We start from the raw sequence: 21,212 nt of genomic DNA on the forward strand, positions 1-21,212 counted from the left end.
GTTGTTCCGTGTCAGTGGAGGCGCATTATAGGGAGTTATTCTCAGCTGACAACCCCTATTTTAAAATAATTTACTGACCGTCGTTTTTTTACCCAAAATGCTCAGAAAGCGTCAGATCTTTCAGTTTTGAAAAACCATAACGGTGTAAAACGGGTATTAATTGTGCTGTTTCTGGAGTGAGAGCCAAACAATAAGCGGTATTTTCCTCTATTGAGCTCGCATCAGGGGCCTCATGCTCCAATAACCACACGGTACGACGAGCAATCGCAGCTCCTGAATCAATTAAGCGCGTTCCTGGTGGTAGCACTTCAAGCAGTTCTTCACGTAATAGAGGGAAATGAGTACAGCCTAATACGACCGTATCGGGCGGTTCGGACATTCTGAGCCAGGGTTTTAAAATTCGTCGCAGCTCATCCAGCGATACAGGCTCACCGTGCAGTTTGGCTTCGGCCAGTTCAACCAGTTCTGCCGAACCGAGCATCTCAATTTTGCATTCTGTCGCAAAACGAGCGATCAACTCATGGGTATAAGGCCGTTTAACCGTGCCGCGCGTGGCGAGCAAGCCGACGACGCCATTCGCCGTCATCCGTGCTGCCGGTTTTATTGCCGGGACGACGCCAACAACCGGGAAGTTGAATGCCTCACGTAATGCAGGCAACGAAACGGTACTGGCGGTATTACAGGCAACAACGGCCAGAGCAAGGGGAGATTGTTGCTGTACCGCAGTCACAATAGATAAGACACGTTCAACAATAAACTCTTCGCTCTTCTCACCATATGGAAAGGCAACGTTATCGAATACATAAATATAATGAAGATCCGGCAGTAACTGCCGGATTTCATCATAGACAGACAACCCACCCACACCGGAATCAAATACCAGCACGGTAGGGCGTGGATCAGAAGGTGTAGCCGCCAGACAAGTAGTATTCACGTCCTGGGGTTTGGTAGCCATAAGCTGTCTCGTAATCTTTATCGAACAGATTGGCTATTTTACCACGAATGGTGAGGTGTGAGGTGACAGGATATGAGACAGAAATGTCGACCAGGCTATAACTTGGTAATTGGTTTTGGCTTGTATTGTTATTAAGACGCTTACCATAGTACTGATAAGCCACATTCATCTCTGCTCCTAACATGTTCCAGTCCAGCTGATATTTATACTGGTGTCTGGAGCGGCGTGCCAGGACTTGATTATCGGAGTCACGACGCGGGTCAAGATAGCCGAAAGTCAGCTGATGGCTAAAAATACCGGTATCAAAGGAACCTGTCCACTCCACTCCCTTGATAGTCGCCGCTTGTAAATTACTGTAGTTACCAATCCAGTCATCTCCGACTTTGGTAGAATTATAATCTATTAAGTTGTTGATTTTATTTCTATATGCGGATAACTGCCAGTTGACTGGCCCCGTTTGCCCTTCAAAGCCGAGTTCAAACTGTTTAGATTTTTCTGGCTTTAAGCCGGGATTAGGGTCGATATTAAATCTTTTCTGACCAAAGAGTTGCCCCAGAGTTGGAGCCTGAAAACCCGTTCCATATGAAGCGGTTACACGATAGTCAGGAATAAACTGCCACCCAGCAGCTGCCTGCCAGGTCCCATTCCAGCCATACTGGTTGTTATCATCCCCACGGACAGACCCTTCGAGGGTAACGGTTTCAATCTGCTGTTGTCCGGTAAGGTAATACCCCGTGTTATTGCGGCTATAGTCCTGGGAAACGATTGTGTCTTCAGTGGTTAACTTTTGCTGTTGCCAGTCAATCCCTGCGCTAACCGTACCCTGTCCCAGCGCCAGGCTATTCCCCCACTGAAGATTACGTTGCGTCATATCATCAAGCGAGGACCCGGTATTGTAGAGCCCCTGAGTGGTCAAATAATTATAATCTTTATAATGCTGATAGCTCCCCCTCAGGAATGTGGAGTAAATATCGTTCGCATAGTTGATCCCGGTGTCATAAGTATGGTTATACAACTGGCGTTCATTTTTGCCTGCAGAATATCCCGTCTTATTGCTATAACCGTAACCACGGATAAAACCTGTTATATTCTCGTTAAAGGTGTGATTAACCCCTCCCCAGAAGGTTTTACTGTTAAAGCCACTTCGTCCATCACCCAACGGATCTTTTGCATCCGGCTGAACGTTAAATCCTTTGGTATCCTCGTAAGCACCAGCAAGGGTCAGCAACGTATTGTCACCCACTTTATGACGTAAGCTACCGTTATATTCCTGAAGACGATTAGACCCGACCCCAGCCTGAATTTGTCCACCGGGGGTGTCGTCCTGTGTAATGATATTTATTACCCCACCAATCGCATCAGCCCCATAAACTGCAGAGCGCGGCCCTCGAATGAGCTCAAGACGCTGAATCAGTGACACCGGGATCTGACTGAAATCCGCAGTCCCCGTAATACCCGCCTTAGCCAGTGGGATACCGTCAATTAGCACTAAGGTGTGACGAGCTTCAGCGCCACGAATATAGACAGAACTGCTTTGCCCTAACCCACCATTTGAAGCAATATCCACACCAGGTAAACGACGCAGAATATCGGTCAAGGATTTTGACTGCCATTGATCGATCTGTTCCCGAGTAACAACAGAGATGGGTGCCAGCACGGTATTTACCGGCTGCTGGAAACGGTTAGCAGTAATCACCATTGAATCTGCAGAATGGTTATCTTGCGCCCAGACGGAAAAAGCTGTGGCGGATAATACCGACAGCAGCGAAAGTTGCTTCATTATCATTTATAGAGCATCCACTTTATACCAGGATGCCGCAGACATAGCAGATAGCACGCGATTACTATGTTTATTGCGACGTTAGTCCGGCAGGTCTTCGGGCTTGGTGACATACTTCAGATGATAACTTCCCACCTTTTCAGGCAGTGTTTGCAGAATATGCGTTCATCTTGTCGCTCCTTACCGCTGCGCGTCAGCCCCAGAATTTCACTGGGTTCCCTTTTAACTCTCAGGAGGCCGGGCGCACATGCTAACGTCATTATCAGATAGATGTCCAGACTTCCATAAAGACTTATGCTGATATCGGGCTGGACATCCAGGGCTGAATCCCTACAATCGCCGCGTAATATGTATTCATTGACGACTGGATAGCTTGCCATGACCCCTGAACTTCTCCCGATAGAGCAGTACGATGCCCAGCTGGCTGACAAAATCTCACGCCTGAAAGCAATGATGGCCCCGTTTGCTGCCCCCGAACCGGAGGTATTTCGCTCCCCGGTAAGCCACTACCGGATGCGGGCAGAATTTCGTATCTGGCATGACGGCGATGATCTCTACCACATCATGTTCGATCAACAGACCAAGAGCCGCATACGCGTCGACAGCTTTCCTGCTGCCAGCGAGTTGATAAACCAGCTGATGCCCATCATGCTGGACGGAGTGCGTAACATTCCTGCTCTGCGCCATAAACTCTTTCAGATTGATTATTTGACCACAGTGAGTGGGCAGGCCATCGTTTCATTACTTTATCACCGCAAGCTGGATGATGAATGGCAACAGCATGCAGAAGCCTTACGCGATAGCCTGCGTCATGCTGGTTTCAATATTCATCTCATAGGCCGGGCCACAAAAACTAAAATCAGCCTCGATCAGGACTATGTGGACGAGTCCCTGGTTGTGGCAGGTAAGGCCATGATCTACCGGCAGATTGAGAACAGCTTTACCCAACCGAATGCGGCCGTAAATATTCATATGCTGGAGTGGGCGCTGGATGTTACTCAAAACGCTCGCGGGGACTTGCTTGAACTATATTGTGGAAACGGTAACTTTTCACTGGCATTAGCACGTAATTTTAACCGGGTACTGGCAACTGAGATTGCCAAGCCATCTGTGGCAGCAGCACAATATAATATTGATGCTAACCAGATTGATAATGTTGAAATCATCCGTATGGCGGCGGAAGAGTTCACACAGGCCATGAAGGGTGAACGTGAGTTTAATCGTTTGAAAGGTATCGATTTAAAAAGTTACCAGTGCGAAACCATTTTTGTCGATCCCCCACGCAGTGGCCTCGATCAAGAAACACTCACCATGGTACAAGCTTATCCGCGTATTCTGTATATTTCTTGTAACCCAGTCACTTTATGTGAAAACCTCGAAACCCTGGGCAAAACACACCACATTGAACGCCTCGCGTTGTTTGATCAGTTCCCTTATACCCACCATATGGAATCTGGGGTGCTCCTGACGCGCCGAGACATCTAATCGAGCCAGCTACCGTTGAAGGGCTATTCCAGCCCTTCTCTGTCTATCTATCAAGTAGCATCATACCGGCTCTATATATACACCAGCATATGGATGCCATTCAGCAGTCATGTTTTGAGACCGTCATCGTAATCATCCCGGACAGAAAACAGCATCCCCCGGAAAGGCCCCAACACTCTGCAGATCCCGACCACTCGGTTAGGGTCATTGCAATTATTTTTCCAGCTCGGGAGCCTGCCCCGTATGATAAATCTGCACTAAATTCAGTGCACGATTGTGTCCATAACGTTCATCAAAGCGTGCTTTTCCCTTCGTAGAGGATAAGTCATACACTCGTCCTGACTGCCCATCAATGACCAGATCAGCCGTTTCAGTCCTGACAAGATTCATGGCATGAGAAAAATATCTGTTTTTGACCGGCACCATAATAATATTTCTACTGTGTTCTCGTGTGCTGGCAAGAAGCTGACTGGAGAGGCTCTGGTCTGCTTGCATAACAAAAGCGTTGTAGTTTTCCTCTACGACATTTTGTGGCAATTGCCCCTGGCTGGTCTGCTTTGCGACCCAGAAATTATCCACTTTCCCTTTCGCCAGCTCCGCTAAATTCATATCGACAGCCTTACTACAAAAAACACAATTCTGATTCAGCGCCCCTGTTGAAAAGAAACTAAGAAGGTTGCGAAATATACCAAGGTAGTAATTTTGATTAACGTTTTTAGCAATATAAGAGAATGCCGACAAATAACCTTTGCGAGTACTTTCAGTAAAGGCACTGGCCTTACGTATATTACAGGACAGGCCCGATAAAAAAGAGGGTGATTCAGTGACTTTATTTATATATTGATTCGCCTGGCTATAATACTCGTTACGCCAGTCATCTCGTTTTCTGGCAATGTTCGCAGACAGTTTTTCATTGCGTGAGGCATCTGAAAATGGTGCCACTGTCTTGATTTCGGGCTGCTTACTATTATCAACAGCGTTTATAACTCGTGTATTAACTGCACACTTCAGGCTATCAACATTTTTAACTAATGATGGATGACATCTGGAATGGATAGTAGGTTGTAAAAGTAGCCCGGATACTGAAGAAGAACCTCCAGCCTTTTGTAGACTTAAAGACATAGTGCGTTTCCCTACAGACTATTCTTCTAAAATTTATATTTCAGTAAGTATATTAATAAAACTGTTTTTGAATGAAGCCACCAGAATATTTTCTGACTGGTGAAATTCAATGCTGTAATAAAAATCTGACATTCTGGAATTTTACATCACATAAGTTAACAGTGAATTGAATATTGAATGTGCTGACTATAGCCAAATCAATGAACAAAACAACCATTAAACAATCATTAATATTGCCGTATAGAATGACTGTACTGATGCTTTACCAGGATACCGTTGCCTGTCCTGTATCCTGAGATGCTATATCACAATACCTTATTATATCTTATGAAATAATTACCTCCATACCATACGAATATGCCCCCCGAGATAGGTAGTGCCTGATTACTCAATAAAATTACAGGTCTTTAATACTTCATTATACTTTCTTGGTTCAAGCAGTGACTTGGGGAATAACCCGGGTGAACACCATTCAAGGCCATCGCCTGGACACTTATCCTGTGACCCGGCGATAATGGCATGCATTCCAATATGCGGCCCCTGAATAGTACTACGCTGACAATGTACTCGCGTGAGCTTGTTAACCTTCAAGCCCTTTTGCAGTTTGTTGTAGCATAGTGAATGAGCGATAGCGCCGTTGATGCTGTTCCTGAACGCTATCGTCGGGCAAATACCGCAGGTCTATTGAAGTCAGGGCTGCCATACCTTCAGGAAGGTCCGCAAAAATCCCCCCCGCGACCGCTCCCAGAATCGCACTTCCTAATAGTACGGGTTCCGTCGTACGAGTCGATAATATCGGTTTACCACAAGCATCCGCCAGTAACTGGCGGATAAATGGATGCTGCCCGGCCCCTCCACTGATGACAATGTTGTCGACAGGTGCTCCCGCTTGTTCTTGTACTTCAAGAATTTGGCGTAGACCGTAGCCGATCCCGCAGACACCGGCGACGTAGAACTGCAGCAAATTTTCAAATGAGCCATCCATATCCAGACCCGCAATCACTGCCCTGGCATCTGGATCGGCGAAAGGTGCACGGTTTCCCAAAAATTCAGGGACAACATGGATCCCTTTAGCCAAATCAATTGTTTTTGAAATATCATCAACTTGCTCAACAAGCAAATCTGCCAGATAGACCGGTAACGCTTTACCAAAACGTTTAGCTTCTGCTTTCGCAGCCGGTGCTGCTGGATGCAAGGATAACAGCCGATCAATGGCTGCGCCGGCTGCACTTTGTCCCCCCTCATTGAGCCACATCCCGGGCACCATTGCAGAGAAGTAGGGGCCCCAGACCCCTGGAATAAATATGGGCGCTTCTGTGGTAGTCATCGTGCAAGAAGAAGTGCCAAAGACATAGGCCATGTTTCTTAATACACTCTTAAAAACCCCCAGACTGCCAATTCCCCCCGCATGTGCATCAATCATCCCTACAGCGACAGGCGTACCAGGTAGCAACCCAAGCTGATGAGCTGCTTCTGCTGTCACCCCCTTTCCACAAGCGGTACCCGGCGGCTGCATATTCTGCCCGATACGGGCGTACCCTTCCTGGGGGAATGCTTCCAGCCCAATGGACTCGAAGTAACTGTCATCCCATCGTTTCTCATGTGCAAGCCAGGTCCACTTACAGGTGAGGGTGCAGACAGACCGAACTAAATCACCACTAGCACGCCATGTGAGCCAGTCTGCCAAATCAAAAAATTGCCATGCGGCATTAAAGGTTTCTGGTAGGTTTTCCTTCAGCCACAGCAATTTTGGCGTCTGCATCTCGGGTGATATCTTGTCACCCACATAACGTAAAACGGGGTGGCCCATCTGATTAATGCGCCGGGCTTGTCCTGTGGCCCGGTGATCCATCCAGACAATGATATCGCGCTGGGTGTCATTGTCCGCATTCACTGGCAGTGGCTCACCATGATGGCCCACAACGACCAAAGAACAGGTCGCATCGAAACCAATCCCGGCAACAGATTGAGGACTGGCCCCTGATTCAGCAAGAGCTTGTTTGACGGAGTCACATATCGCTTGCCAAATTTCTGCCGATGATTGTTCAGCATAATGTGGTTGCGGCTGATAAAGCGTGATCTCACGTCGTGCCGTGGATAACATCTCCCCGGCGAGGTTAAAGACTCCTGCCCGCGCACTTCCCGTGCCGACATCAACGCCGATAACGACCTGATCTTTATTCATTCATTCTCCAGGTTATAAATCAACGCTGTTGGGTAAAATCACTAAATCACGAACCGTTACATGGCTTGGCCGTGTCAGCATAAAGAGTACGGCTTCGGCCACTTCAATCGGCTGCATCAGGCTACCGCTGGCTAAAGCTTCTTCCATTTTTTCTGGTGGCCAGTCAGCCAGCAGAGACGTCACTACTGGTCCAGGTAAGACCGCACCTACGCGTACACCATGGCTAAACACCTGGCGACGAGTTGAGTGGACAAAAGCCTGTACTGCGAATTTAGATGCGGTGTAAATCGGCTCCCAGATAACCGGAACGACTCCCGCGACAGAGCTGGTGAACAAGATATCACCCGATTTCTGTGCGATGAGATGCGGTAAAACGGCACGTACGGAACGGAATGCCGCATTAATGTTTAAATTCAATACATTATCCCACACATCTGGATCACCTTCCGCGACTAATCCACCAATATAGGCCCCCGCATTAGCATGGAAAATATCCAGCCGTCCAGCGGCTTCCAGGATACGTGGCAGCATGCTATCGACATCTTTCGGATTCAGAAGATCCACAACCAGTGGGATAGCATCAGGCCCCAGTTCTTTGACCCGCTCCTGAAGTTGATCGGCTGCACGGTCAATCAGAACCACTTTCACGCCAGCATCAATCAGTATTCTGGCACACTCAAGGCCGATCCCAGAAGCGGCCCCAGTAATGGCTGCAACTTTATTCGCAATCGAAACACCCATTTATGACTCCTTTAAAATCAAACTCGCCTGTAACTAACAGGGTAGCGGTGTACGAAATAACAATAACCGTATTAGCCAGGACGCCATCTGTAATCATTTAACGAAAGGAGGAGAAGATATTGAACAAGGTCAGCCTGTCAGAAATGGCTCGAATGACAATAACTCCTCATAAAACAGACTATGCATTATCGCAATCCCCGGCTGACTGGGAGCATAATGATGCAGCCAACATAACATCAAAGGTCACTGTTGTACTACAGGGCATGGAACCACTTAGGCAGGTTGCTTCTCTATTAATATCAAAAAGGTGAACTGCCTCAGGATTACCTACAATGGGATAGGCTGAACGTCACGACTTGAGGATGGAAACCGGGCGGGAGGCAATCCACTCGATCTGACCTGAGCCGGGACGGCTCAGGTGGGGGATTCTGCTTACTTGATAATGGGGTTAGGTATTCGTCATTTTCACTCAATGAATGACCTGACAACGCTACCCTTCGTTCATCTCGTCATGGTGCGGATCAGTAGTCTGTTTTTTCCGGGTACGCATCCTGGCGAAGATCCAAAACAGCAGCACAACAGACAAAATAGAGGGCACAAAATTAGAGCCAATATCCGGGTGTACAACCCGAATGAAAGTACTGTACAAGAGGATACCTAACACAAACCAGGCCACAGCCAGGCTCGGTAAACCTTCAGCCATGGTACTGTCCTTATAACGCTGACTCAGGGTATACACCGCCAGTACCAAGGCAATAATAGGGAAAATAGAAAATGGCACTAACCCACTAAACAAGGCAGCAAAAGAACCATTTATCGAAACACCAGCAATCAGTGCCAGCACTAAAGTTCCTCTTTCAGGTAACTGTTTCATTTATCTGTCATCCTTATTCTTCGGGTATTTGAGCCAGTGTTAATCTTTCTTGTTCTCGTCGATACCAGTAGTACGCACCTTTTGAAATCATACGTAACTGAAGGACTAATCGCTCTTCTAATTGGCGTCGCTGTTCAATATCCACATCTAATGCTTCTGCCCCAGCACTGAACACTATTGTAACCATGGCATCCGCTTGCGCCTCGGTAAAACTGCGCGGCATATGATTTTCGTGCTCCAGATAATCAGCCAGCTCGGCAATGAAATGCTGAATTTCCCGCACCACCGCTGCACGGAAAGCGGCAGACGTTCCGGATCGTTCACGCAGTAACAAACGGAATGCATTAGGATTATCACCAATAAATTCCATAAAGGTCGCAACAGAGGTACGAATGACACTGCCACCTTTAGCAATACGCTGACGCGCCTGCCGCATAAGCTGGCGCAGCATTAAACCACTTTCATCGACCATGGTTAACCCCAGCTCATCGACGTCACGAAAATGTCGATAAAATGATGTTGGGGCAATACCCGCCTCACGCGCGACTTCACGCAGACTCAGGCTGGCAAAACTCCTTTCCGCGCTTAACTGACTAAACGCAGCTTCCACTAAAGAACGTCGAGTTCTCTCTTTTTGTTGCGCTCGAACACCCATCATGTTGCCTGAATCCTTCAAACCAAGCCGGTACGATACCAAAGATTAAAACTACCCCTTTTACAATACAATGTGAATGATTGTTTACACCACGCTGAAATGCTAACGTCAGTAAAGAACACAATGATAATTGGGTTATTTTTCCGCTCATGTTACAGTTATGTTGTTTTTATGTATAAGAACAGGTAGGCGCTCACCATGTCTCACTCCTATGATTATGATGTAATCGTGATTGGTTCCGGTCCTGGAGGCGAAGGTGCCGCTATGGGCCTTGTTAAACAAGGTGCCAGGATAGCCGTAATTGAACGCTATCATAATGTCGGAGGTGGCTGTACCCACTGGGGTACTATTCCTTCTAAAGCCCTCCGCCACGCCGTTAGCCGTATCATTGAATTCAACCAAAACCCACTCTATAGCGACCACTCACACCCGCTTCGCTCTTCATTTTCTGACATCCTCAATCATGCAGACAGTGTCATCAACCAGCAAACCCGCATGCGTCAGGGTTTTTATGAACGTAACCACTGCGAAATATTACAGGGTGATGCTCGTTTTGTTGATGAGCACACTCTTGCCCTGGAATGCCCTGATGGTTCAGTGGAAACTTATACTGCAGAGAAATTTGTTATTGCCTGCGGTTCACGCCCTTACCGCCCCCCAGAAGTGGATTTTAACCACCCTCGTGTTTACGACAGTGATTCCATTCTGAGCCTGCAACATGACCCACGCCATGTCATTATTTATGGTGCCGGGGTTATTGGTTGCGAATACGCGTCTATCTTCCGGGGAATGAACGTTAAAGTTGACCTGATCAACACGCGTGATCGGCTACTGGCATTTCTCGATCAGGAAATGTCTGACTCTCTCTCCTACCACTTCTGGAATAACGGCGTTGTCATCCGCCATAACGAAGAGTTTGAATCTATTGAAGGTGTCGATGACGGTGTTATCGTCTCATTAAAATCCGGCAAGAAGGTAAAAGCGGACTGTTTACTGTATGCCAATGGCCGCACCGGGAATACAGACTCTTTAGCGCTCGAAAACATTGGGTTACCCGCCGATGGCCGTGGTCTGCTTAAAGTAAACAGTATGTATCAGACGGCGCTGCCTCATGTTTATGCCGTTGGGGATGTCATTGGCTATCCGAGCCTGGCTTCCGCTGCCTATGATCAAGGCCGTATTGCCGCACAAGCTATCGTGAAAGGGGAGTCTACCGCTCACCTGATCAAAGATATCCCGACCGGTATTTATACCATTCCAGAAATCAGTTCCGTCGGGCAGACCGAACAACAGCTCACGGAAATGAAAGTACCTTATGAAGTCGGGCGGGCACAATTTAAGCACCTGGCTCGTGCTCAGATTGTTGGCATGAATATCGGTACCCTGAAGATACTCTTTCATCGTGAAACAAAAGAGATCCTCGGTATTCACTGCTTTGGCGAACGTGCTGCGGAAATTATCCATATTGGCCAGGCCATTATGGAGCAGAAAGGTGGCGGAAACACGATTGAGTACTTCGTGAATACCACCTTTAACTACCCGACCATGGCCGAAGCCTATCGGGTCGCTGCATTAAATGGCTTAAACCGCCTCTTTTAAACGTGCAAAATGGCCATCCATCTGTTTTTGGATGGCTCCAGCCAGCTGTTCATAACGATTGCGCAACGGTGAGCCAGGACGATAAACCAGCCCTACAGTGCGCTGTGGTTCTGGTTTATAACATGGGATGTATACCACACCATCACGAACGCGTTCCTGAGGAACCGCCAGTGCCGGCAACAGAGTAATACCACTCCCCGCAGCCACCATGTTACGCAAAGTTTCCAGACTCGTCGCCCGGAAGTGAGTATCTTCATCGGCCCCTACGGCAAAACAGAACCCCATTGCCTGGTCACGTAAACAATGCCCATCTTCCAGCATCAGTAATTTCTCACCCGCCAGTTCAGACAAGGGGACACTTTCCCGATCAGCCCAGGGATGATCCTGATAAATAGCCAAAATCATCGGCTCATCAAATAGAGGGACTTCGATAAAGGCTTCGCTCTCTTTTACCAGTGCCAGAATGGCACAGTCGAGTTTACCACTGTCAAGTTGGGCAAGTAGTTGATGGGTTTGTGCTTCATGCAGATACATCTCAAGCTTAGGGAAAGCCTGGCGCAATGCGGGAATTATCAATGGCAATAAATAAGGCCCAATTGTCGGTATAATCCCAATGTGTAGTGGGCCCGACATGGTGTCACCCTGCTGGCTCGCCATCTCTTGTAATACTTTCACTTCACGCAGTACAGTACGTGCCTGCTCTACCAGCAGCAAACCCGCCTGAGTGAACAGCACCTTGCGACTGGTTCGCTCAAGTAACATGATGCCCAGCTCATCTTCCAGCTTACGAATCTGACCACTCAGTGTTGGCTGGCTGACATGACAGGCATCTGCTGCACGGCGAAAATGAAGATGTTCAGACAGCGCAACCAGATATTCAAGATCACGGATATTCATTATCTGTCGCCCTCGAAAAGATAGTTATTAACTATAGATATCATAACAACGAAAGTTAATAACTATCAATAGCGACAGAAAAATCAGATCAATCGCTGTTTGGCTTCAGCAATCGCCTTAGCAACCTGAAGAGGTGATACCCCTCCTTTAGCGGCACGCTTATCAAGGCAGGATTGCAATGACAACACGCCGTAAACATCATCACCAATCACCGGGCTAAACTTCTGCAGATCCTCAAGGGATAAGGCCTCAAGTGCTTTGCTCTGTTTAATGGCTTCCACAACCGCCTCACCGACAATATGGTGCGCCTCACGGAATGGTACACCTTTTGCGACCAGGTAATCCGCAAGCTCGGTCGAGTTGGCATAGCCTTGCTCTGCGGCTTCACGGCAGCGAGGACGTTTCACCTGAATGCCATCCAGAACTAATGTGGACATGTGCAAACAATCAAGCCAGGTATCCAGCGCGTCAAACAGCCCTTCTTTGTCTTCCTGCATGTCTTTGTTATAAGCCAGTGGCAGGCCTTTCAGAGTCATCATCATACCGGTTAAGGCACCTTGAACACGGCCTGTTTTACCCCGGATAAGCTCCAGTGCGTCCGGATTTTTCTTCTGTGGCATCAGGGAAGACCCGGATGTCACACGATCTGAAAGCTCAACAAAAGCGGCTTCGCCACTGTTGAAGAAAATGAGATCTTCAGCAAAGCGGGATAAATGCACCATCCCAATTGAAGCATCAGAGAGTAGCTCCAGCACGTGATCACGGTCAGAAACACTGTCCAGGCTATTACGGGTTGCAGCAGCAAAGCCCAGCCAGCCGGCCAGTTGTTCACGGTCAATTTCGTAAGCTGTGCCAGCCAGGGCACCGCTCCCTAATGGGCTGACATCGAGACGAGTCAGTGTATCTTGCAGGCGACTTTCGTCACGGGCCAGCATTTCAACATAGGCCAGACACCAGTGAGCAAAAGTGACGGGCTGGGCACGTTGTAAATGGGTATAGCCTGGCATCACTGCATCCTGGTTTACTTCTGCTGTTTCGACCAGGGCCTGTTGCAGATGGCGTGTCGCGACCAGTAACTCGCTGATCTGCATTTTGCACCACAGCTTCAGATCCGTCGCTACCTGATCATTACGACTACGCCCGGTATGCAGTTTCTTACCCAAGGCCCCCACTTTATCTATCAGCTTACCTTCGACCCAGCTATGAATATCTTCCGCATCACTTTTAAGGATTGCGTCAGGATCAGCCTGCACTTCGGTCAGTAAAGTCTGTAGTGCTTCTTCCAGCTGCTGCTGCTCGGTAGCCGTCAGCACGCCTACGGTAACTAATGCTTTGGACCAGGCAACAGAACCGACGATATCTTGCTCTGCCAGACGATAGTCAAAGCGTAAAGAATCATTGAACTGTTTAAACCGTTGATCGGCTGCCTGTGTAAAACGTCCACCCCAAAGTGCCATAGCCATGCTCCATTATTCGTTTTCATTATGACTTTTAAAACAGGGAACCTGAGGTTCCCCGATTTCAACCACTACTATGCTGTGATTATTTCTTCAGCTCGTTCAGTGCACGAATACGTGAAGAGAGTGAGAACAGACGGATAAAGCCACCTGCATGACTGTGGTCGTACACTTCATCTTCACCAAAGGTAGCAAACTCTTCGCTATACAGGCTGTTTGGTGATTTTTTCTGAATGGCAGTCACCTGCCCTTTGTAAAGCTGCAGAACGACTTCACCGTTAACCTCTTCAGCCAGCGATTCTGCAGCGGCCTGCAAAGATTTACGCAGTGGTGCAAACCAGCGACCATCGTAAACCACGTAAGACATTTCCAGGCCCAGCTGTTCACGCCATTTGAAAGAATCACGATCCAGAACCAGTTGCTCAACACCACGCAGTGCAGCCATGATGATGGTGCCCCCCGGGGTTTCATAGCAGCCACGAGATTTAATACCTACCAGACGGTTCTCAACAATATCGATACGACCAATACCGTGTTTGGCGCCAATGGCATTCAGTGCTTCCAGACACTTGAACGGGCTGAGAGCCTCCCCATTAACCGCAACCACTTTGCCTTGTTTAACGGTGACGGTCACCTGTTCAGCCTGATCCGGAGCTTCCTGCGGGTCAACAGTCCAGACCCAGCAATCTTTGTTTGGAGCATTCCATGGGCTTTCCAGCACGCCACCTTCGGTGGAGATATGCCAGGCGTTTTCGTCACGGCTGTAGATTTTTTCCAGTGAGGCGGTGGTAGGGATATCACGCTCTTTCAGATAGTCCAGCAGAGCTTCACGGGAACGCAGGTTCCACTCGCGCCACGGAGCAACGACTTTCAGATGTGGTGCCAGTGCAGCCCAAGTGGACTCGAAACGTACCTGATCATTACCTTTACCGGTGGCACCGTGGCATAAAGCATCAGCACCGACTTTGTTCGCGACATCCACCAGCGCTTTAGCAATCAGTGGACGTGCCATGGATGTACCCAGCAGATAGCTGCCTTCATACAATGCGCCGGTCTGCAGAACAGGATAAACATAATCACTGATAAACTCTTCACGAGCATCAACGACATAACATTCACTGGCCCCAGAACGCAGCGCTTTTTGCTCAACACCTTTCAGATCTTCACGATCCTGACCGATATCCACTACACAAGCGACCACTTCACAATCGCCGTAATTCTCCTTGAGCCATGGAATAATGGCTGAAGTATCAAGGCCGCCTGAGTATGCGAGAACAATTTTTTTGATGCCGTGGTTTTGCATTATCGTTTCCTTTAAACCTGTTCTTTGTCTATGCCAGAATCCGGGTGCCAATGGCAACGCCGTTAAATAAAGCCGGAAGTTGTTCTGCGTGACGCCAGGAAGCAATATCGACTGGGCGCTGCAACGTGCGCGCGGCGTCGAGTGCCGCATTCACTTTAACAATCATACCGTCAGTAATAATACCCTGCTGAATAAGTTGCTCCGCTTTTTCTGCTGTCATTTCAGCGATACGTTGTCCTTTGCCATCCAGAATACCGCTCACATCTGACAGCAAAATTAAGTCCGCACCCAATGTTGCAGCCAGGGCGGTTGCTGCCTGATCCGCATTCACGTTCATTAGTTCACCTTCTGCCGTCACCCCAATGGAGCTGACAATCGGCAGAAAATTACTCGCCAACAGAGCCTGAATCAACGCCGGTGAACCTGGGGTTGCCAGGCCAACATGGCCTAATGACTCATCAAGCTGAGTGACATTGACGCTGTCACCATCTCCGAGGCACAAACCGACACCATTGATGCCATATTTCTTCGCCCAGGCTAACAGAGTTTTATTCGCCGTCCCTGCCAATGCGCCGGTGATAATGTCTATTTGATCCGCGGGAGTGACACGCAGACCCTTTTTTTTCTCGACGGGTAGCGCCAGCTTTTTCATTAGTTCGTCTACCAGGCAGCCACCACCATGCACAATAACCAGTGGCCGTTGGTGCGACTGGCGATAAGTCATCAAGGCAGTAAACAGGCGCGCTAGCGCCTCTTCGCTATCCAGTAACACGCCACCTAGTTTGATAATTAAAGGATTCATCATTTCACCCAACTGACGGTTAAATAAGAGACTGAGTTTCAGCAAAGCCAAAACGAATATTCAAACACTGAACTGCCTGCGCTGCGGCGCCTTTTAACAGGTTATCCTCTGTACCAACAACGATGATATGGTCATCCTGTACAGCAAAACCGATATCACAGAAGGGCAAACCCACCACGTTTTTCAGTGCAGGGACACCTTTGTCATACAGCCGTACTAGTGGCTTATTACTGTATGCTTGTTTAAATGTTTCAGCGACAATTTCGGCAGTCACTGCTGGCTTCAGACGCGCAGTAATGGTTGCCAGTATACCCCGGGGGAAATTGCCTAAATGGGGAGTGAAGATGACCGATGTCCCCAAGTGTGCTGCAATTTCCGGATGATGGCGATGGTTAAAAATACCGTAAGGTTGCAGGCTTACCTCACAAAAACTATTGGAGATAGCCGCTTTGCGCCCTGCACCACTCACACCACTGGTGGCATTAATCACCGGCCACTGATTCAAATCCAGCAGATCTGCTTCGATAAGGGGTTTCAAAGCCAGCTGAGAAACGGTTGGATAGCAGCCTGGAACAGCAATTAACCGTGCGCTTTTAATGTCATCATGCTGCCATTCTGCGAGGCCGTATACGGCCTCATCCAGTAAGTCCCCATGTTGATGGGTAAAGCCATAATAACGTTGATAGAAGTCACCATCGTTAACGCGAAATGCCCCTGAGAGGTCAATAACGGTACAACCTGCTGCCAGAAACTGCGGTGCCAGGTCATGGCTCACTTCATGAGCTGTTGCCAGGAACACCACATCCACATGACTAAATTCACTGATGTCCGACATCGCCTGTAATGGCATATCGACAATACCTTTTAAATGCGGATGCAAATCGGATATTAACTTTCCTGCATCTGAACTTTGCGCTGATACCGTTAAAGCGGTTATGTTCATATGAGGATGGCGATTTAAATAGGTTACAAGCTCCACACCTGCATAGCCGCTAGCACCCACAATCAGTGTATTTAACATCTGGGCAGTTCACCTTCTTCGTCGGTCTGTTTAAGGTGACAGCCTGAAGCTTTCACCCACGTCTGCGTGCGTGGTGTTCATCACCGGAACAATTAATGGTTCCTTTACGCTCAATGCTAATGTATTTTTATTCACAATTAGTGCATGAATATTGATACTATCCTAACCTAAGGGCTGTCAACAGTGAAGATGAAATTACCCCCTTTTATCGAGATTTACCGCGCTTTGATCGCAATACCTTCTATCAGTGCCACCGACAGCGCACTCGATCAGAGTAATGAGTCTTTAATCAATTTACTGGCTGGCTGGTTTCGTGACCTGAATTTTCATGTAGAAATTCAGCCAGTGCCCGGTACGCGCAACAAATTCAATATGCTGGCCAGTACTGGGCAGGGGGCGGGCGGTCTATTACTGGCTGGCCATACCGATACGGTTCCGTTTGATGATGGCCGCTGGACTCGTGACCCCTTCACATTAACTGAACATGACAATAAACTTTATGGCTTGGGTAGTGCGGACATGAAGGGGTTTTTTGCCTTTATTCTTGACGCATTGCGTGATATCGACGTAACGCGGCTGAAAAAACCGCTCTATATCCTCGCGACTGCCGATGAAGAAACTACGATGGCAGGGGCCCGTTATTTCTCTGAAAACACGCATATTCGCCCGGATTTTGCCATTATCGGTGAACCTACCTCCCTGCAGCCAGTGCGTGCCCATAAAGGCCATATTTCTAATGCCATTCGTATCCTGGGCCAGTCAGGCCACTCCAGTGACCCTGCTCGGGGAGTGAATGCCATTGAACTGATGCACGAGGCAATTGGCCAGATTCTAACCTTGCGCGACAATTTTAAAGAGCGTTACCACTATGCCGCATTCGCGGTACCTTATCCAACGCTTAACCTTGGCTATATTAATGGTGGCGATGCCCCTAACCGGATTTGTGCCTGCTGTGAGCTGCATATGGATATTCGCCCTTTGCCAGGAATGTCACTCACTAATCTGGAAGAGTTGCTGGTTGAAGCGTTAGAACCCGTCAGCCAACGCTACCCTGGACGCCTGACAGTCTCCGAACTACACCCGCCGATCCCTGGATATGAATGCCCACAAGATAGCCAGCTGGTACAGGTTATTGAGAAATTACTGAACACAAAAACAGAGGTGGTCAATTATTGTACTGAAGCACCGTTTATTCAGGCTCTTTGCCCAACACTGGTATTAGGCCCGGGTTCTATCAATCAAGCTCATCAGCCCGATGAATACATAGAAACACGCTTTATTAAGCCCACCCGTGAGCTTATTTCTCAAGTTGTTCATCATTTTTGTTGGCATGAGTAAATCGGGGGAAAAGGGGGTTTTCCCTCCTTTTATTCTGGTTTTAGCGCTATTTTAATAAGAACTACTTATACATTTAGCCCGCAATTAAATTTCATGTATTAAAGCCCGTTAATCGTTTGCTGAAACGATTTCGTAGTAATTGACGAATGAGTAATGACGTGGCTTTATAAAAGGCGGTGTTGAACCTTCACGGGTGAAATTAAGTCACATATTAGATTGGGTCTTGATCTTATGAACGAACGTTATTCAGCTTTGCGAAGTAATGTCAGTATGCTCGGTACACTGCTCGGAGATACGATTAAAGACACGCTCGGAGAAAATATTCTCGATCGTGTCGAGACTATCCGTAAGCTGTCTAAATCTTCCCGTGCAGGTAATGAAGCGAATCGCCAGGAATTATTAACGACGCTACAGAATCTCTCTAATGATGAACTGCTACCCGTTGCCCGCGCGTTCAGCCAATTTTTGAACCTGGCGAATACCGCCGAACAATATCACAGTATTTCCGCTAATGGTGAAGCGGCTGGTAGCCCGGAAGTCATAGCTAACACACTGAAAAAATTAAAAGAACAGCCTAACATCAGTGAAGATGATATTAAACATGCCGTTGAATCCCTGTCTCTGGAATTAGTACTGACAGCCCACCCGACTGAAATTACCCGCCGGACTCTGATTCACAAACTGGTCGAAGTAAATAACTGCCTGAAGCAACTCGACCACAGCGATGTTGCAGATTACGAACGTAACCAGATAATGCGTCGTCTGCGCCAGCTACTGGCCCAGGCCTGGCATACAGATGAAATTCGTAAGCAACGCCCTTCCCCAGTGGATGAAGCTAAATGGGGCTTTGCTGTCGTAGAAAACAGCCTGTGGGAAGGAGTACCAAACTACCTCCGGGAACTGAATGAACAAATTGAAGAACAGCTGAACTACAAATTACCCGTAGACTTCGTCCCTGTTCGTTTCACGTCCTGGATGGGGGGAGATCGTGATGGTAACCCCAATGTGACGGCTGATATTACCCGCCATGTCCTGTTATTGAGCCGCTGGAAAGCAACCGATCTGTTCCTGCGTGATATTCAGGTGCTGGTTTCTGAATTGTCGATGGTGCGATGTACGCCAGAACTCAGCGCGCTGGCCGGAGAAAACGCAGATCAAGAACCCTACCGTCAGATAATGAAGGGGCTGCGTCAGCAATTAATATCAACCCAGGCCTGGCTGGAAGCCCGCCTTAAAGGGCAACGCCTGCCAAAACCTGAGGATTTGATTACCGAAAACGAGCAGCTTTGGGCTCCGCTTTACGCCTGTTATCAGTCCCTGCAGGCCTGCGGGATGGGTATTATCGCTAATGGTCAATTGCTCGATACACTACGTCGTGTAAAAAGCTTTGGTGTCCCTCTGGTGCGTATCGATATCCGTCAGGAAAGTACTCGCCATACCGAAGCATTGGGTGAAATGACCCGCTATCTCGGTCTTGGAGATTATGAAAGCTGGTCAGAAGCTGACAAACAAGCCTTCCTGATCCGTGAACTGAATTCTAAACGTCCGCTGTTACCACGCCAGTGGGAACCCAGCCCGGATACCCAGGAAGTTCTGGAAACCTGTAAAGTGGTGGCAGAAGCCCCACAGGGTTCTATTGCTGCCTATGTTATCTCTATGGCAAAAACACCCTCTGATGTACTGGCTGTTCACTTGCTACTCAAAGAAGCGGGTTGTACCTTTGCCCTGCCTGTAGCGCCTTTGTTTGAAACGCTGGACGATCTGAACAATGCTGACGATGTCATGACGCAGCTACTGAGCATCGACTGGTATCGTGGCTTTATTCAGGGCAAGCAGATGGTCATGATTGGCTACTCTGACTCCGCTAAAGATGCGGGAGTAATGGCAGCATCATGGGCACAGTATGAAGCCCAAGACGCACTGATAAAAACCTGTGAAAAAGCTGGTATTGCACTGACACTGTTCCATGGTCGTGGCGGCTCTATTGGTCGTGGTGGTGCTCCGGCCCATGCGGCATTGCTCTCTCAGCCTCCTGGTAGCCTGAAAGGCGGCCTGCGAGTAACAGAACAAGGGGAGATGATCCGCTTCAAGTACGGCTTGCCTGAAGTCACTATCAGTAGCCTGTCGCTCTATACCAGTGCCATTCTGGAAGCAAACTTGCTGCCACCGCCGGAGCCCAAGCAAGACTGGATCCGTATCATGGAAGAACTGTCCGCCATTTCTTGCGAAATGTATCGTGGCTATATTCGTGAAAATAAAGAGTTTGTACCCTATTTCCGTTCCGCCACACCAGAGCTGGAGCTCGGTAAACTACCATTAGGTTCACGCCCGGCGAAACGCCGTCCAAATGGTGGCGTGGAGTCATTACGCGCTATCCCATGGATTTTTGCCTGGACCCAGAACCGCCTGATGCTCCCTGCCTGGCTGGGTGCCGGTGCCGCTCTGCAGAAAGTGGTCGAAGATGGCAAGCAAGATATCCTCGAAACCATGTGTCGCGACTGGCCGTTCTTCTCGACCCGTTTAGGCATGCTGGAGATGGTTTTCGCCAAAGCCGACTTGTGGCTGGCGGAGTACTACGATCAGCGTCTGGTGACATCAGAACTGTGGCCACTGGGTAAACAATTGCGTGATCAGCTTGCTGCGGATATTAAAGTGGTCCTGGATATCGCCAATGATTCCCACCTGATGGCCGATTTGCCCTGGATTGCTGAATCCATCACACTCCGAAATATCTATACCGACCCACTGAACGTGCTTCAGGCGGAGTTGCTTTCGCGTTCACGTCTTTCTGATGAAAAAGGTGAAACCCCTGATGCACGTGTTGAACAAGCACTCATGGTGACGATTGCAGGTATTGCGGCAGGGATGCGTAATACGGGTTAAGCAGCGAGTTCCTGATTCGGTACCGAGATGCTTACCGCTCGGTACCTTATTTGACCAGCCTGTCCTGTTCGCCTGTCGCAAAAAGGGAAAAGCATCGCTTTTCCCTTTTTCAGAT

16 protein-coding genes and 1 riboswitch are annotated in these 21,212 nt (G+C 48.4%); of the genes, 4 read left to right on the top strand and 12 right to left on the bottom strand.

Going from position 1 to position 21,212, the window contains the following annotated elements; genetic code table 11:
- Positions 1–88 precede the first annotated feature (88 nt).
- Positions 89–955 carry a glutamate racemase gene (gene murI / locus JK154_RS15110; RefSeq protein ID WP_211993393.1) on the bottom strand — a complete coding sequence of 289 codons (867 nt, stop codon included), beginning with the start codon at positions 953–955 and terminating at the stop codon, positions 89–91.
- A complete protein-coding gene (gene btuB, locus JK154_RS15115) occupies positions 900–2,741 on the bottom strand; it encodes a TonB-dependent vitamin B12 receptor BtuB (protein WP_211993394.1) in 1,842 nt (613 codons plus the stop codon). Before btuB ends, murI begins: the two co-directional genes overlap by 56 nt.
- A gap of 64 nt (positions 2,742–2,805) precedes the next feature.
- A riboswitch (cobalamin riboswitch) is annotated at positions 2,806–2,992 on the bottom strand.
- A gap of 121 nt (positions 2,993–3,113) precedes the next feature.
- Here btuB and trmA point away from each other — a divergent pair.
- Entirely contained in the window at positions 3,114–4,220 is a 1,107-nt protein-coding gene (gene trmA, locus JK154_RS15120) for a tRNA (uridine(54)-C5)-methyltransferase TrmA (protein ID WP_211993395.1), read from the top strand.
- A 213-nt stretch (positions 4,221–4,433) separates the two neighbouring features.
- Here the strand turns inward: trmA and JK154_RS15125 are convergent, their stop codons facing one another.
- The 5 genes from JK154_RS15125 to fabR form a co-directional block, all read right to left on the bottom strand.
- Positions 4,434–5,162, bottom strand: a complete 729-nt coding sequence (locus JK154_RS15125) for a hypothetical protein (protein ID WP_211993396.1) — start codon at positions 5,160–5,162, stop codon at positions 4,434–4,436.
- Positions 5,163–5,922: 760 nt separating this feature from the next.
- A complete protein-coding gene (locus JK154_RS15130) occupies positions 5,923–7,527 on the bottom strand; it encodes an FGGY-family carbohydrate kinase (RefSeq protein ID WP_211993397.1) in 1,605 nt (534 codons plus the stop codon).
- Positions 7,528–7,539: 12 nt separating this feature from the next.
- On the bottom strand, positions 7,540–8,268 hold the full coding sequence (locus tag JK154_RS15135) for an SDR family oxidoreductase (protein ID WP_211993398.1): 729 nt from the start codon (positions 8,266–8,268) through the stop codon (positions 7,540–7,542).
- A gap of 490 nt (positions 8,269–8,758) precedes the next feature.
- Positions 8,759–9,142, bottom strand: a complete 384-nt coding sequence (locus JK154_RS15140; RefSeq protein WP_211993399.1) for a YijD family membrane protein — start codon at positions 9,140–9,142, stop codon at positions 8,759–8,761.
- Positions 9,143–9,155: 13 nt separating this feature from the next.
- Positions 9,156–9,797: an HTH-type transcriptional repressor FabR gene (fabR, locus tag JK154_RS15145; RefSeq protein ID WP_211993492.1), complete on the bottom strand. Its 642-nt coding sequence runs from the start codon at positions 9,795–9,797 to the stop codon at positions 9,156–9,158.
- A 198-nt stretch (positions 9,798–9,995) separates the two neighbouring features.
- Between fabR and sthA the strand changes: the two genes are divergently transcribed.
- On the top strand, positions 9,996–11,396 hold the full coding sequence (gene sthA / locus JK154_RS15150; RefSeq protein WP_211993400.1) for a Si-specific NAD(P)(+) transhydrogenase: 1,401 nt from the start codon (positions 9,996–9,998) through the stop codon (positions 11,394–11,396).
- Here the strand turns inward: sthA and oxyR are convergent.
- The 5 genes from oxyR to argC all read right to left on the bottom strand — a co-directional run bounded on the left by oxyR (position 11,379) and on the right by argC (position 16,876).
- On the bottom strand, positions 11,379–12,293 hold the full coding sequence (gene oxyR / locus JK154_RS15155) for a DNA-binding transcriptional regulator OxyR (protein WP_211993401.1): 915 nt from the start codon (positions 12,291–12,293) through the stop codon (positions 11,379–11,381). The two genes, sthA and oxyR, sit on opposite strands and share 18 nt — an antisense overlap.
- An 83-nt stretch (positions 12,294–12,376) precedes the next feature.
- Positions 12,377–13,750 (bottom strand): argininosuccinate lyase, encoded by a 1,374-nt coding sequence (argH, locus tag JK154_RS15160; protein WP_211993402.1) that lies wholly within the window; start codon positions 13,748–13,750, stop codon positions 12,377–12,379.
- 85 nt (positions 13,751–13,835) lie between these two features.
- Positions 13,836–15,053: an argininosuccinate synthase gene (locus JK154_RS15165; RefSeq protein WP_211993403.1), complete on the bottom strand. Its 1,218-nt coding sequence runs from the start codon at positions 15,051–15,053 to the stop codon at positions 13,836–13,838.
- Between the two features lie 28 nt (positions 15,054–15,081).
- Positions 15,082–15,858, bottom strand: coding sequence for an acetylglutamate kinase (gene argB / locus JK154_RS15170; RefSeq protein WP_211993404.1), 777 nt, complete (start codon positions 15,856–15,858; stop codon positions 15,082–15,084).
- A 16-nt stretch (positions 15,859–15,874) separates the two neighbouring features.
- On the bottom strand, positions 15,875–16,876 hold the full coding sequence (argC, locus tag JK154_RS15175; protein WP_211993405.1) for an N-acetyl-gamma-glutamyl-phosphate reductase: 1,002 nt from the start codon (positions 16,874–16,876) through the stop codon (positions 15,875–15,877).
- A 183-nt stretch (positions 16,877–17,059) separates the two neighbouring features.
- Here argC and argE point away from each other — a divergent pair, with 183 nt between their 5' ends.
- Together argE and ppc are read left to right on the top strand one after the other, a co-directional pair.
- The gene (gene argE / locus JK154_RS15180; protein ID WP_211993406.1) at positions 17,060–18,214 is read left to right on the top strand and encodes an acetylornithine deacetylase; all 1,155 of its coding nucleotides are present in this window, start codon (positions 17,060–17,062) and stop codon (positions 18,212–18,214) included.
- A gap of 231 nt (positions 18,215–18,445) precedes the next feature.
- Entirely contained in the window at positions 18,446–21,097 is a 2,652-nt protein-coding gene (gene ppc / locus JK154_RS15185) for a phosphoenolpyruvate carboxylase (protein WP_211993407.1), read from the top strand.
- Positions 21,098–21,212 lie beyond the last annotated feature (115 nt).

Origin of the sequence: Citrobacter sp. JGM124, from assembly GCF_018257795.1 — a bacterium.
In the GTDB taxonomy this organism is placed as follows: domain Bacteria; phylum Pseudomonadota; class Gammaproteobacteria; order Enterobacterales; family Enterobacteriaceae; genus JGM124.